This window comes from Pseudomonas sp. Fl5BN2 (genome assembly GCF_009908205.1).
GTDB lineage: Bacteria > Pseudomonadota > Gammaproteobacteria > Pseudomonadales > Pseudomonadaceae > Aquipseudomonas.
On record NZ_JAAARL010000013.1, the window covers coordinates 76,562 to 90,694 of the forward strand.

General features: G+C 61.3%; 6 protein-coding genes and 1 pseudogene. 2 read left to right on the forward strand and 5 right to left on the reverse strand.

The features are described from left to right. Positions 1 to 9: 9 nt before the first annotated feature. Positions 10 to 1,713 (reverse strand): long-chain fatty acid--CoA ligase, encoded by a 1,704-nt coding sequence (locus GV819_RS19135; RefSeq protein WP_161757612.1) that lies wholly within the window; start codon positions 1,711 to 1,713, stop codon positions 10 to 12. Between the two features lie 319 nt (positions 1,714 to 2,032). On the opposite strand from GV819_RS19135, the gene GV819_RS19140 reads away from it, so the two are divergent. Both GV819_RS19140 and GV819_RS19145 read left to right on the forward strand, forming a co-directional pair. After that, positions 2,033 to 2,464 (forward strand): PaaI family thioesterase, encoded by a 432-nt coding sequence (locus GV819_RS19140; RefSeq protein ID WP_161757613.1) that lies wholly within the window; start codon positions 2,033 to 2,035, stop codon positions 2,462 to 2,464. A 196-nt stretch (positions 2,465 to 2,660) separates the two neighbouring features. Beyond that, on the forward strand, positions 2,661 to 3,449 hold the full coding sequence (locus GV819_RS19145; RefSeq protein WP_161757614.1) for an IclR family transcriptional regulator: 789 nt from the start codon (positions 2,661 to 2,663) through the stop codon (positions 3,447 to 3,449). A 364-nt stretch (positions 3,450 to 3,813) separates the two neighbouring features. Here the strand turns inward: GV819_RS19145 and GV819_RS19150 are convergent. From GV819_RS19150 to GV819_RS19165, 4 genes and pseudogenes are all read right to left on the reverse strand, one after another. Then, positions 3,814 to 6,210, reverse strand: a pseudogene (locus GV819_RS19150) (filamentous hemagglutinin N-terminal domain-containing protein); the annotation flags it as partial. Between the two features lie 310 nt (positions 6,211 to 6,520). Then, on the reverse strand, positions 6,521 to 9,511 hold the full coding sequence (locus GV819_RS19155; RefSeq protein WP_161757616.1) for a GLUG motif-containing protein: 2,991 nt from the start codon (positions 9,509 to 9,511) through the stop codon (positions 6,521 to 6,523). 144 nt (positions 9,512 to 9,655) lie between these two features. Then, positions 9,656 to 10,798: a fimbrial protein gene (locus tag GV819_RS19160; protein WP_178124991.1), complete on the reverse strand. Its 1,143-nt coding sequence runs from the start codon at positions 10,796 to 10,798 to the stop codon at positions 9,656 to 9,658. 229 nt (positions 10,799 to 11,027) lie between these two features. Continuing rightward, entirely contained in the window at positions 11,028 to 14,087 is a 3,060-nt protein-coding gene (locus tag GV819_RS19165) for a GLUG motif-containing protein (RefSeq protein ID WP_161757617.1), read from the reverse strand. Between the last annotated feature and the right edge of the window lie 46 nt (positions 14,088 to 14,133).

Sequence of the window (14,133 nt, forward strand, 5' to 3'; positions counted from 1 at the left end):
ATCGCTGTTTCAGGTGTTAGTGGCCTCGCGGTCCTGCAGCACGCGCCACATGACTTTGCCGGAGCCGGACTTGGGCAGGCTGTCGACGAACTCCAGCACCCGCGGCACTTTGTAGGCCGCCATGTGCTCGCGCGACCAATCGATGATCTGTTGCGCGCTGGTGTGGCCCACGGCCTCGCGGCGCAGTACCACCAGCGCCTTGACGGTCTCCCCGCGGTAGGCATCCTGGGCTGCGATAACACAGGCCTCGTGCACCGCCGGGTGCTTGAACAGCAGCGCTTCCACTTCCGCCGGCCAGACCTTGAAACCGCTGCTGTTGATCATTCGCTTGAGGCGATCGGTGAGAAAAAAGTAGCCCTCCTCGTCCATATGGCCGAGGTCGCCGGTGCGCAGGAAAGACTTGCCCTCGAACTCGACGAACGCCGCGGCGGTAGCCTCAGGGTTGCGCCAGTAGCCTTTGAACAGCATCGGCCCAAAGGTGATGATTTCCCCCACCTGGCCAGGCGCAAGTTCCTCCAGGGTATGTGGATCGACGACCCGTGAATCGACCCCGAAGAAGGGCATGCCCAGGCATTGCAACTTGGCCCGCTCTGGGGGGTTGCCATGGCTGGCGGCAGCGGTTTCCGTAAGCCCGTAACCCTCGAGAAAAGTCAGCCCGAATTCCTCTCGCAGGCGCTCTGCCACCGCCTGGGGCATCGCTGCCCCGCCACCGTTGATATGCACCAGGCTCGATAGCTCGAAATCCTTGTAGTTGGGGCTGCCGAACAGGTCGATGATCATGGTCGGGATGCAGGTCCAGTGGGTCACCCGATGACAGGAGATCAGGCGGCCGGCGAGCTCCCGATCCCAACGCGGCATGATCACTGTGCTGGTGGCATCGAACACCGCCCGCAGGACAAAACACACCAGGCCGGTGATATGGAAGAACGGCACCACCCCCAGGCCCACCGACTCGACGGTGGACTGGGTCCAACTGCCGCTGACGGCGTTGCTCATCAGGCTGCGATGGGTGTGCATGCAGCCCTTGGGATGGCCGGTGGTTCCCGAGGTGTATTGCAGCATGGCCAGGTCGTCGGCCTGGGCACTGTGCACGCCGGGGCTCAAGGACTGCCCGAGGGCCTCGCCCCAACGCAGGTAGCCATCGGGCAGCGGCGGCTCAGCACGCAACCAGGCATCGACCTCGGCGCTGGGCATTTCCGCCGCTTGCATCTGCGTCGGCGTCGGCATGGCATCGCTGTAGCGGGTCACCAATACCGTGCGCAACTGTTGCTCGGGGCCAAGCGTGGCTTCCGCCGCCTGGACGATCGACGCCAGGTCCGCCGCACAGATCAGCACCCGCGCCTGGGCATCGCCGAGCTGATGGCTCAACTCCTCCACCTTGTTCATCGGGTTGACCGGCACCACCACCGCGTTCGCCCGCAGGATGGCGTAGTAGGCCACGATGAATTGCGGACAATTCTGCAGGTACAGCGCCACCCGATCACCGGGCCCGACGCCTGCGTTCTGCAACCAGCCGGCCAGGGCCAGGGCCTCGGTCCGCAGGGCGGAATAGCTCAGCGCCCGCCCAAAGAAGCGGTAGGCCACTTTGTCTGGATAGCGCTGCGCGGCCACCTCCAGGTTGAACCACAGCGAGGTGGCCGGCACCGTCAATGCAAGGGGCAAGCGCTTGGGCCAGACACGGTGATGTGGGCGCTGAGTGCGGGTAGTGGACATGCTGACTCCTTCAAGCCCTGGGATGAACGAGGGGATAGCCATGGACAGCGTCATCCGGCGCCCGTACGACCGCCAGGCCTCGCCGCAACGGGCAACCATCGGGGTCGATCCTGCCCCAAGCCGCCGGTCCATTTCAATCACTTATATTTCGCTGTGCGAAATATAATTCCGTATTGACCGGTAGAATATTCGCTGACATTCTGCATTTCAACGTGGAAACGCCCTGCACAACACAATCAGAAAAATCACTGCAGCCTGGTCATCGACGACACCTGCGTTCGACGACACGGGCCAGGACCTGACCCAAGAGCCATCGCCTATGAGTGCCGTATCTGACGCCCCGACACTGCAAAGCCTGTTCAGCGGATTCGCGGTCCATCTCGGCTTGAGCCTGCAGCAATACCAGCAGGCGCAAACCGTCATTGCGGTCACCGTTGAACCTCATCACCTCAACCAGGCCGGCAATCTTCACGGGGGGGTCATAGCCTCACTGGCCGACACCGCCATGGGCATGAGCGGTACCTGGCATGCCGATCCCGGACAATGGCGACTGGCCCTGACCCTGTCCCTGAACATCAACTACATGGCGGCGATCCCACCGGCAACTGAAGTCCGGGCAGTGGCACGCATGCGCGGCGGCGGAGCGAAGATCTTCATGGCCAGCTGTGATCTGCTGGACGCCGAGGATCGGCTGCTGGCCAGTGCCGAGGGGGTTTTCAAACGTGGCCGCCTGCGTGTCGAAAGCCGCTGAGGCCGCACGCCCTTGTGCGCAAGCAACCGAGCACAGGTTGGCGAGGTGCTGGGCAACCGTGCGGAATTGAGTTTCGAGAGGGAATAGCAGATTTCAATTGTGGCGGTTCCGGGATAACATTTTTCCTTTGTTTCCACGAACCCGCGGTGTGGTCAACTGGCATTGCGACCGGCACCAGCCCTTACCGGAAGACCCCATGCACGACCCGAACGACATCCCGGAACAAGCGCCCAAAGACCGCAAGTTCGTCGAAGCCCTGGCCCGTGGCCTGGAAGTCTTGCGGGCCTTTACCCACGGCCATGCGGTGCGCGGCAACCAGGACATCGCACGCATCACTGGCTTGCCCAAACCTACGGTATCGCGCCTGACCTACACCCTGACGCAACTGGGTTACCTCAAGTACAACCAGGACCTGGAGAAGTACCAACTGGATTCGGCGGTACTGGCCTTGGGTTATGCCTATTCCGCCAGCCTGCGGGTGCGCCAGCTCGGCAAGCCGTTCATGGATGAGTTCGCGCGCCGTACCAACACCACCGTCAGCCTGACCTGCCGCGACCGCCTGTCGATGATTCACGTGGACAGCAGCCGCCCGCCGGAAGTCGCCAGCCTGCGCATGGAACCTGGGGTTCGACTGCCCCTGGCCACCAGCGCCGCCGGACGCGCCTACCTGGCTGCAACGCCGAAACATGAACGTGACCATCTGCTCGGGGAAGTGGCGAAAAAACTCGGCGACGAGTGGCCGGCCCTGGAAAAATCCCTGGAAGACTCCTTCCGCGAATACGAGGCTTTGGGCTTCTGCCTGTCGCTGGGCGAGTGGGACCGCAACGTCAACGGCGCTGGGGTGCCGCTGCACTTGGCCGACGGCAGCATCATGGCCCTGACTTGCGGTGCTCCGAGCTTCCAGCTGTCCAGCGAAAAACTCGAAAGCTCCCTGGCGCACCAGTTGGTGATGCTGGCCCGGGATCTGGAAAGCCTTGGCGTCTGAGCCTGTCATCGCGGATGACCTGGGACTCGCGCCCGGCCATCGACAGCGCCCCATCTGGCTGATAATCGTAGCGCTTTCGAGCAGTTGTCGATCAGCGACACCGGCTCACAGGTGGTCATGTAGCAGACAGTTGCTGGCCGCCAATTCCATGCATGATCGGGCGAACTACCGATAAAAAACGCCGCTTTCTCGTGCAGAGAAAGCGGCGTTTTTCCTTGACGGCTTGACCTTGCCAGCAGCGTAGGGCCTGTTGACTGATAGCCGCCTTGAGGTGGCGGGTCCCAGGAACGCCAGGGTGTTGGACTGACGTTCCTGGAATGTGCACATCCCCGGTATCAGCGGGGGCTCCTCATCACTTATCCAGCACGTTCTTACCGACCAGGCTGCCGACGTTCGCGACAAATTGTGTGTGCACCACGCCCGTGGCCTTGACGTTGCTCAGTACACCGTTCTGGTTGAGCCCCACCAGACCACCGGCGGTGTCCATCCCTAAACCAACCACCATTGCCTTGGCTGACGAGTCAGTGATCCGACCAGAGTTGTTGAAACCGACCAATCCCCCTGCGTTGTTGCTGAAATACCCAATTACGGTGCCCGAGGCGCTGGAGCGCAGGATGCTGCCATTCTGGTTGTAGCCCACCAGGCCACCCAGGTTCCGGGAGGCAGCGTAAGCATTATTATCCAACCCAATCACTCCCGAGCTCGAAGAGTCAGCGATCGAGCCGCCCTGGTTGATCCCCACCAAGCCGCCCATGCCTACCGGTGCCTGACCGCCCAAGGAGCCCCCGACCCGAACATTGGCGTGGCTATTGCTCACGGAGCCGGTGTTCAGGCCCGCCAGGCCACCGGCTGCCGAAGTTGAGGTATTGCCAGCCACTGAACCGCTCACCGAAGAACCATCGATGGAACCGCCGTGGTTGATCCCCACCAGTCCGCCGATCTGGTTGTCCTGATCATCAAGGGCACGTACCTGGAGATTGCTGGCTTGGACGTTGCTGATACTCCCGCTGTTGCTTCCAACCAGACCGCCGACTGCGCCACCACCCTGGGTATTGGCTGGTCCCTTGACGGTGAGCGAGGCGAGCTTGAGGTTGCTGATGCTGCCCGAGGAACTACCGAACAGACCGCCATGAGCGCCATTACTGTTGACGGTAAAACCACTGATAGTGTTGCCCAGGCCGTTGAAGACACCGGTGAACGTGTCGGCACCACCAATCGACGTGAGGTTGCCGAAGCCGTTGAGGGCAGTGCCCAGGACGTAGCGGCCATCCAGGCGCTTATCGATTGCCTGCAACTGCGCAGCGTTCTGAATGACCTCGTACTTGGCCCCGTTGGCGTCGAACCCGGCACCACTGCCGGACAGGGTCACCTGGCTGTTTTTACCCAAGGTGAGGTCAGCACCGTGGTTCAGGCCCAGGCTGCTGTCGCTCCCGGTGAGTTGCACTTTACCGTTGAGCCCAATGCGCTCCTTGGCATTGAGCTCGACCCGGGCCTTGGCCCCATTGGCTGCCAGGTTGCCATTGAGCTGAATGTCCTTGGCCGCAGAGAGGGTCAACTGATTGCCGCTGCTCCAGTTGATCGGTCCGTCCACCACGACATCGCCCTTGCTGCTGGCCAACTCGATATTGGTGGTCGCCAGATTCCGCGACAGGGTATCGCCATGATTGATCCCAAAGTAGTCGGCCATGGACCCGCCAACCGCGACCTGCTCAGCTTCGATCTTCCAGGTTCCCGTCTGACCATTTTTGGCCTGGGTGGAGACACGAGCATTTTTTTGCACCCAAGTCATCCCGCCGCGGGTTTCGATCACACCACCGTTACCCTCGTCCGGGGCATTGGCCAGCAATGCACCGTCGACGTTGACCCTGCCCACATCACCGCCGTCCAGGGTGATGCGACCGGCCTTTTGCGACAAGGTATTGGCTTCGATAGTGCCGGTGTTGTTGACCACTATCTGCGTCATCGCGCCGGCACTCTTGGCGGTCATCAGTACTTGACCGCCATCGGCCTTGAGCAGGCCTCCGTTGGCCACCAGCGCATTGAGCGCGGCGGAATCAACTTGCAGGTCCAGCAGGTTGTCACCGTCAAAGCTGACCGTGAACGCTTCACCCGCACCCAATGCCACACGGCCGTTTTGCGCCGTGATGGTGCCGTTGTTGAGAACGTCTGCGGCCAACAGTGCAACACTGCCACCGTCAGCGGCGGTGATCTTGCCGAGGTTGACGATTCTGGCCTTGGAGGTGCCGGAGAACTGATAGTTACCGGCATTGAACTGCTCATTGCCGATGCCCTGTGTCGAGACCACCAGGCCGCCAACATTCACTTGAGCGTTATTGCCGAACACCACCCCGTTGGGGTTGACCAGGAACACCTGACCGTTGGCGTTGATCGTCCCCAGGATCATACTGCCATTGACACCAACCACCCGGTTCAAGGCAATCGAAGTATTGGTGGGCTGATTAAAGGTCACCGATTGACCGGTCTGGACATTGAAATCCTTCCAGTTGGTGACCAGCTTGTCGGTGTTCTGGTTGATGGACATGTGATTGCCCTGAGTCGAAATATCCGCACTCCCGGACACCACCGCGCCCCCTGTCGGCAAGGCGAACGCCGATGGCATGCACGCCAAGGCAAGGACACTGGCTGCCGCCACAATCAAACCCTTTCCGGAGCCCGAACGACGACGGCGGCGAGCGCCTTCGTGAGTCACATTCCAGCAGCCCTGGGCCTGGTTCCATACCAACGCATAAATCTTGTTCATAAAGATTCCTTATCGACTGATCAAAACCCTGCAAACCTTTGCAAGGCGACACAACACCTGCTGGGGCACAACGGCTCCGGCAGAAACACGGCCAAGCACTCACGCAGCCTCGGGCCATGTATTGCGCCCGTCACAGCGGATCACTCGGAAAAAAGTGCTATGCAGCAACGGCTGACTGCCGCCAGCCGTCAGAAAGGACAGAAAAGAGAACAGGGCCAATAGCAGCCCTGGATCAGGCAAGCCTCGGTATGCCGTGTTTGCGCACGGCATACCGAGGGAGTGACCATCTCCTTGGATCAAGAGGTGCAGATCACCAGTTACGCTGCTCGCCCTGGTTGAGGTTGGCTGCCTGATTCAATGGGCGGTCGTAGCCCGTGCTTGCGTAGTTGGGAGCAATCACGTTGATATTGCCGAAGGCTGCGGATTGACGAATGTCACCCAGGTCCACCCCCGCCAGGCCACCCAGACGGGCATCCCGGCTGCCCGAAACCTCGCCACTGGCGAGCGTGTTGACGATCCGCGCATTGTTCTGCCCCACCAGGCCGCCGGCCATGCTGTAACTGCCCCCGGAGACATTGCCCTTGGCCGAAGCGGTGTCGATGAGGCTGTCACCCTTGGCAACGCCATGAGTACCCACCAGACCGCCGACCGCGCTCTTGGCACCGCCACTGACATCACCATGGGCCTCGACTGACTTCAGGTCCCCGGCGTTGTAGCCGATGAGCCCACCGACATGGCTTTGATCCTTGCCAGTGACATTGCCCAAGGCCAGGGAGTTGGCAATGAGCCCACCAGCGTTGGAACCAACAAGCCCACCTACAGTGCTGTTGCTACCGCCCTGAACCAGGCCGGACGCTTCGGCAAGGCCGATGTCACTGTCAAGGTTCTGCCCCACCAGGCCACCGATGTGCAGGCTGTTCCCCGCATTCACCGCGCCGCTGGCGTTGACGTTGCGCAGCACGCTGTCGTGGTTCAGCCCCACCAGGCCACCAGCCGTGGCAAAGCTGTTGCCCTGCAACCTGCCACTGGCTACCGAATCACTGATCCGGCCCGATTCGTTGCGACCGACCAGGCCTCCGGCGTTGCTCGCGCCAGTGCCGGATACCGTTGCCGAAGACTGGGAGCGCTCGATACGACCGCCTTGGTTGTAACCCACCAGGCCGCCCAGGTTGGTGCCCTTGTAGCTGTAGCTGTTGCCACTGGAAACCGCTCCCGAACTGGAGGAATCGGCAATCAGTCCTTGATGGTTGATGCCCACCAACCCACCCACTCCGCCCTCGGCATTGCTGGCGATGCTGGCGGTGAGCCGGACATCGGCGCTGCTGTTGGTCACTGTACCGCCACTACCGTCCACCTGACGGTTCTCGCCCACCAGGCCACCGGCCGCCGAGGTGTAGCTATTGCCCAGTACCACACCGCTTATCGACGAGGCGTCGATGGAGCCACCGACGTTGCTGCCCACCAGCCCGCCGATCACGTTGTCCTGTCGGCTCTTGGCATTTACCCGCAGATCGCTGGCGCTGACGTTGGCAATGCTCCCGCTGTTGCGTCCGACCAGGCCACCGACAGCACTGGAACCGGAGGTGGGCATGGCACCGTTGATGGTCAACGAGGCCAGCTTGAGGTTGCCGATGCTGCCGGACGAGCTGGCGAACAGTCCGCCATCGGTGCCGTTGCTGTTGATCGTCAAACCGCTGAGGGTGTTGCCCAGGCCATCGAAGATGCCACTGAAGGCCTGCTGCTCACCGATCGAGGTCAGGCGGTTACTGCTGTTGATGGAGTTGCCAAGGACGTAGCGACCTGCCAGGTCCTGGTCGATCGCCTGCAACTGCGTGGTGTTTTGAATGACGCTGTAGGCTTGGCCGTTGGCGTCGAAACGGGCACCGTTGCCGGACAGCGTGACGCCGCCATTCTGGCCCATGACAAACCCGCTACCGTGGTTCAGCCCGAGGCTGCTGTTGCTGCCGCTCAGCGTCAGTTGACGGTTGAGCTTGATGCCACCCTGGGCGTTGAGTTCGACCCGGGCATTGGCGCCAGTGGCAGACAGGCGGTCATCCAGGCGGATGTCTTTGGCCGAAGAGAGGGTCAACTGGTTACCGCTGGACCAGCGCAGCCCGTTTTCCACCGCTACATCGCCCTTGCCACTGGCCAGTTCGATATTGGTCGTGGCCAGGTTGCGCGACACGGTGTCGGCATGGGCAGTGTTGCTGTTGGCGTTGAAGAAGGAGCCAACCTTGACTTCGTTGCTGGCGATCTTCCAGGTGCCCGTGCGGCCATTCCTGGACTGGGTGTCGACCTTGGTCGTCAGCTGCGCCCGGGTGGTGGCGCCCCGGGTCTCGACCACCCCACCATCGCCCTTGCCGTCCAGCGCACTGGCGTGCAGCGAGCCATCGACACTGACCACGCCCACGTCGCCGCCATCCAGGGTAATGCGCCCGGCTTTTTGCGACAGGGTGTTGGCTTCGATAGTGCCCTGGTTGTTGACCACCGTCTGCAGCATCGAGCCCGCGCTCTTGGCGGTCATCAGCACCTGCCCGCCATCGGCCTTGAGCAGGCCGGTTTTGGTGTTGTGCACCAGCGCGTTGAGCGCTGCGCTGTCGACGTGCAGGTCCAGCAGTTGGTTGTCGTCGAAGCTGACGGTGAAGCCATTGCCTGCGGCCAGTGCAACACGCCCATTCTGCGCCGTGATCGTGCCTTGGTTGGTCACCTTGGCCCCGAGCAGCGCAACGCCACCGCCGTCAGCGGCAGTGATGGAACCCTGGTTGACGACCTCGGCCGCCGAGTCGCCGGTGAACTTGTAGTTGCCGGCCTTGAAATCGGTATCGCTGATGTCGCGGGTCGTAGCCACCAGGCCGCCGACATTCACCTGTGAGCCTTGGCCAAACACCACCCCGTTGGGGTTGATCAGGAACACCCGGCCATTGGCGTTGATCTGCCCTTGGATGTTACTGCCGTTGACACCGACAACCCGGTTCAGGGCAATCGAGGTGCTGGAAGGCTGGTTGAAGGTCACCGATTGATTGGACTGAACACTGAAGTCATTCCAATTCGTGGTCAGCTTGTCCGTATGCTGATTGATCGACATGTTCGAGCCCTGGGTAAGGATGTCGGCACTGCCGGACACCACCTCCCCGCCGGTGGGCAAGGCAAACGCCGAGGGCAACCCGGTCAATGCCAGGAGACTGGCAACAGCCACCACCAGGCCCTTGCCGGAACCGGTACGCCGACGCCGGGCGCCTTCGTGAGTGACGTTCCAGCAGCCCTGGGCCTGGTTCCATACCAACGCATAGATCTTGTTCATGCAAACTCCATATCGATTTGTCTACGTACTGCAAACCTTTGCAGCACGGCACTGCCGCTGAAGCGCTCGCTAGGCCTTCAAAACTGAACGACGGTGTTGGGTAGAACTCGCCCACGGACGAACCGGCTCAATGACCGGTCGCGATCATGGGAAGGTAAAAGTGAACTCTGCGGCCCCGTTGGCAGCCCCCCCGGCCTGGACTTCCCGGTCATTGCCAATGCGGATGTAGCTGGCTCGCAGGGGAATGCTTGCGCCATCGCCGATGCGCTGCATCTCGTAGCTCTGGCCGCTGTACTCGATGCGCTCCGAAGTCAGCCCATTGGTCATGACAATGCCGAACCCCCGAGTCTGGGAATTGATCAGGCCCAGTACGCCCCTGACCGACGAGCCCCCTGACTTGTCGATAAAGCTGATGCGAGGCTTGGCCTGCATCGAACAACGGCTCAACCCGATACTGAAGGGAACCGCAGGCGAGGTAGCGTTAACCTGGGGAAAGTCCGACAGGGCGAAGCGCCCCAAGCGCACTCCGATATCTTTGTAGGCTTCCACCACGCAGGTCTTGGGCAGCTCGATGTTCATGTTGAAGTCCATGCCGCCCATGACCAGGCTCGTGCGGCAACTGCCGGTCAGCGGTGTGCTGAGCTGGCTCAATTGGGCCCCCAGGGTCGACTCGTTTTTTTCCAGGTCGTACGCATACAACTGCAGGTAGGAAGAGCCTGTTACCTGAGTCACTTTGAGGGTGCCCGTGGGCAACTGATCCGGTTGCACGGTCAGGATCAGTGATTGAACAACCTGGGTGACCATGGTCTGCTTGGGTAAACCGCTCTCAAAGACCAGGTCGTCATTTTTTTCCAAGGCAATCGGGTAGGTGCCCTGGGTCACCCGTATTTTCTTGCTCCCTCGAGGAGCAACATCCAGTCGCAGGCCAATGCCGGCGACATCGGTAGGCGCGGCGCCATCGTACTGCGGCGTACCGAGGGTCCAATGCCCCGCAGTCACCAGCTCCCGAGGTCTGCCGGAGACAGCCAGGTTGAAACTGGTATGCAAGGTCAGCGTACGCTGCCATAACACGGTTCCCACCGCGGTATTGGTGTTCAACGGGTTGACCAGCACCCATTGCGTAACGGCGTTGCTGGTGACGTCGCAGCCCCTGGCATAACCGTTCACCGAGGCTGCGCGCGCTTCCGTGCCGACCCAGCCGCAAAGCATCGCTGCAAGCACGACGCCATGAACCCACAGGGACAGCGGTCTACGCTCGGTTACAAGCCTCAGCCATTGGCGAATCATCTGTCTTTCTCCCTGTCTGCACTGTTGGAGCACCGCCTATGTGAACGGCCATGCCCTGCACAAACGAGATGGGTTGTCCAACAGTGGCCGGCTGCTTCCGGCCACCCTTAAGAAAGATCATCAAGGAACGAGACAAGCAGGTACCCGTCATCAGTCAGCACCCGGTACGCCAGGCATCAGCCAGGTGCACCGGGGAACTGCCCTTCCTCAGATCAGTGGGTACCGGTCATCAGTTGCGGATATCGCCCTCGTTCAGGCCGACCGCTGGCACTTGCGCCGCCAGCTCCTCCGCCCTGTTGTAGCGCATGTCGCCGTAGTTGACCCCGACCAGGCCACCGTAGGTCTGGGCGTTGCGCGCAACGAAGTTGATCTTGCCGGAGGCCGAAGAGTTACGCAGATCGCCCGTGTTCAAGCCGACCAGTCCGCCCAGGAGGGCAGAGACGCCGCCGCTCACCTGGCCATCGGCCAGGGAGTTGGTGATGAACGACTTGTTCTGACCGACCAGGCCGCCAACCGCACTCCGATCACCGCCCACTACGTCGCCTTTGGCCGATGCGCTATTGATGCGGTGATCGACAAGGTCGCCATTGGTACCCACCAGGCCGCCGACGAAGCTGGTGACGCCGCCGCGGACGTTACCACTGGCTTCGGCCGAACTCAGGTCACCGTCGTTGTAACCCACCAACCCGCCGACGTTGCTGATGTTGCCGCCGCTGGCATTGCCACGAGCCACGACATATTCGGTGTTGCCGCCAAAGTTGTGTCCGATGAGGCCACCGACATTGCTGTTGGCACCACCTGTCACATTGCCGGTCGCTTCCGCGGTGTGGATCTGGCTGTCCTCGCTCTTGCCCACCAGACCGCCAATGTTGGTGCCGGTGGAGTCAGTGACCGTACCAGTGGCCTTGACGTTCTTCAGCTCGCTGTTCTGGTTGAAGCCCACCAAGCCACCTGCGGCCAAGGACGCTGCACCCGTAACTGCACCACTGGCGCTGGAGTCGATGATGGTGCCACTTTTGTTGGTCCCCACCAGACCACCGATGCGGCTGGCGGCATAACCCCAGACATTGACCGAGGAACTGGCGTTCTCAATCAGGCCGCCTTGGTTGTAGCCCACCAAACCACCCAGGTTCGGGTCGATGTAAGGTGGGCGAACGGGTGGGTTAACGGGTGGACGGAAACCCGTTCCGATCGTACCGGCACTCGAAGAGCCCTTGATTTCCCCGCCCTTGTTGATCCCCACCAGGCCGCCCATGCCACCCACCTCACTGAGCTGTACGGTGCCCAACACCTGCACGTTGGTGGAGCTATTGGTAATGCTCCCCACACCGGCGCGGCCAACATTGTTTTCGCCGACCAGGCCGCCCATGGCCAAGGTGTTGTTGTTACCGGTCACCGTACCGGTCACCGATCCACGGTTGATGCTGCCGCCGGCGTTGACGCCGACCAGGCCACCGACGGTGTTGGTCTGATTGCTGTTGGCGTTCACGACCAGGTTGGTGCCACTGACGTTTTCGATGCGGCCGGTGTTCTCGCCCACCAAGCCACCGATTTTTCCGAAGCCTGAGTTGGAGGTAGTACCGTTGATTCTCATCGACGCCAGCTTGAGGTTGCTGATACTGCCGGACGATCGACCGAACAGACCACCGTAAGGCCCATCGGTATTGACGGTGAAACCACTGATGGTATTGCCTAGGCCCTCGAAGATTCCGTTGAACTGTCTGTTGCCACCAATGGTCTTGATGATGCCGGTGCCCTTGATGTCATTGCCCAGCACATACAGGCCACCGAGGTTGGTGCCGATCGCCTGCAACTGCGCGGAGTTCTGGATCACTGTGTACAGGTCATCATTGACGTCGAACGAAGCGCCGCTGCCGGACAGGGTGACCTGGCCGCGATCGCCCAGGACATAGCTGTTGCCGTAGACCAGGCCGAGGCTGCTGTTGGCACCGGTCAGCGCTACCGCACCATTGAGCTTGATGTCCCGATCGGCCTGGAGCTCGACACGGGCGCCTGTACCGCTGGCCTTCAGGTTTTTATTGAGGTTGATGTCCCGGGCCGAAGCGACGTTCAAGTGATTGCCGCTGCTCCAGTTGATGTCACCGTCGATCGAAACGTCGCCGGACTTGCTGCTCAACTCGACGTTGGTGGAAGCCAGGTTAAACGACAGGGTATCGGCATACACGTTGTTGCTGCCGGGGGTGGAGGTTGGGCTGACATTGATATCGGTGGAACTGATCTTCCAGGTACCGGCCTTGCCATTGGTGGCCAAGGTGTTGACCCGGGCGGCCAGTTGCACCTTGGTGTCGGCGCCCTTGGTCTCCACGACACCGCCATCACCGATCGAAGTCAGTGCGTTGGCGCTCATCGAGCCACCGACGTTGACCACGCCGACATCACCGCCGTCCAGGGTGATCTTGCCGGCCTTGCGCGACAGGGTATTGGCTTCGATGGCGCCCTGGTTGTTGACCACGGTCTGCAGCATCGAGCCGGCACTGCGTGCGGTCATCAACACCTGCCCGCCATCGGCCTTGAGCAGGCCGCCGTTGCTGACCAGCGCATTGATCGCCGCGGCATCGACTTTCAGGTCCAGCAGGTTGTTGCTGTCGAAGCTGACGGTGAACGCGTCGCCGCCACCCAGGGCCACACGGCCCTTTTGCGCCTTGATGTCGCCTTCGTTGCGCACGCTCTTGCCGAGCAGGGCCACACTGCCACCATCGGTGGTAGTAATCACGCCGTTGTTGACGATTTCAGCTTGTGAGGTCCCGGCAAACTTGTAGTTGCCGGCCTTGAAGTTGTCATCGCTGATGTTCTTGGTCGAGACCACCAGGCCACCGACGTTGACCTGAGCGTTGTTGCCGAATACCACGCCATTGGGGTTGATCAGGAACACCCGGCCGTTGGCGTTGATCTGCCCCTGGATATTACTGCCGTTGACGCCGATCACCCGGTTCAGGGCGACCGAGGTCTTGGTCGGCTGGCTGAAGGTCACCGTCTGGCCGCGGTTCACGCTGAAGTCGTTCCACTCGGTGATCAGCTTGTCCGAGTGCTGGTTGATCGACATCTGTTTGCCATTCTCGAACGTCAGGATGTCTGCCTGTCCGAAGGTTATGTTTTCTCCAGTCGGCAGCGCGAAGGCCATAGGTAAAGCGCCTATGCCCAGCAACCCGGCCACCATCACCACCAGGCCTTTGCGGGTTCCGGAACGCCGACGGCGCCGCGCCCCTTCGTCGGCCACACTCCAGCAGCCCTGGGCCTGGTTCCATACCAATGCATAAACCTTATTCACGTTGACTCCTTATTTTGCTGATTAACGCCCTGCACCCTATGCAGGG

Bases quoted from the DNA above. Each gene is read 5' to 3' on its own strand.
- GV819_RS19135 (WP_161757612.1), bottom strand. From the start codon at position 1,713: ATGTCCACTACCCGCACTCAGCGCCCACATCACCGTGTCTGGCCCAAG.
- GV819_RS19140 (WP_161757613.1), top strand. From the start codon at position 2,033: ATGAGTGCCGTATCTGACGCCCCGACACTGCAAAGCCTGTTCAGCGGA.
- GV819_RS19145 (WP_161757614.1), top strand. From the start codon at position 2,661: ATGCACGACCCGAACGACATCCCGGAACAAGCGCCCAAAGACCGCAAG.
- GV819_RS19155 (WP_161757616.1), bottom strand. From the start codon at position 9,511: ATGAACAAGATCTATGCGTTGGTATGGAACCAGGCCCAGGGCTGCTGG.
- GV819_RS19160 (WP_178124991.1), bottom strand. From the start codon at position 10,798: ATGATTCGCCAATGGCTGAGGCTTGTAACCGAGCGTAGACCGCTGTCC.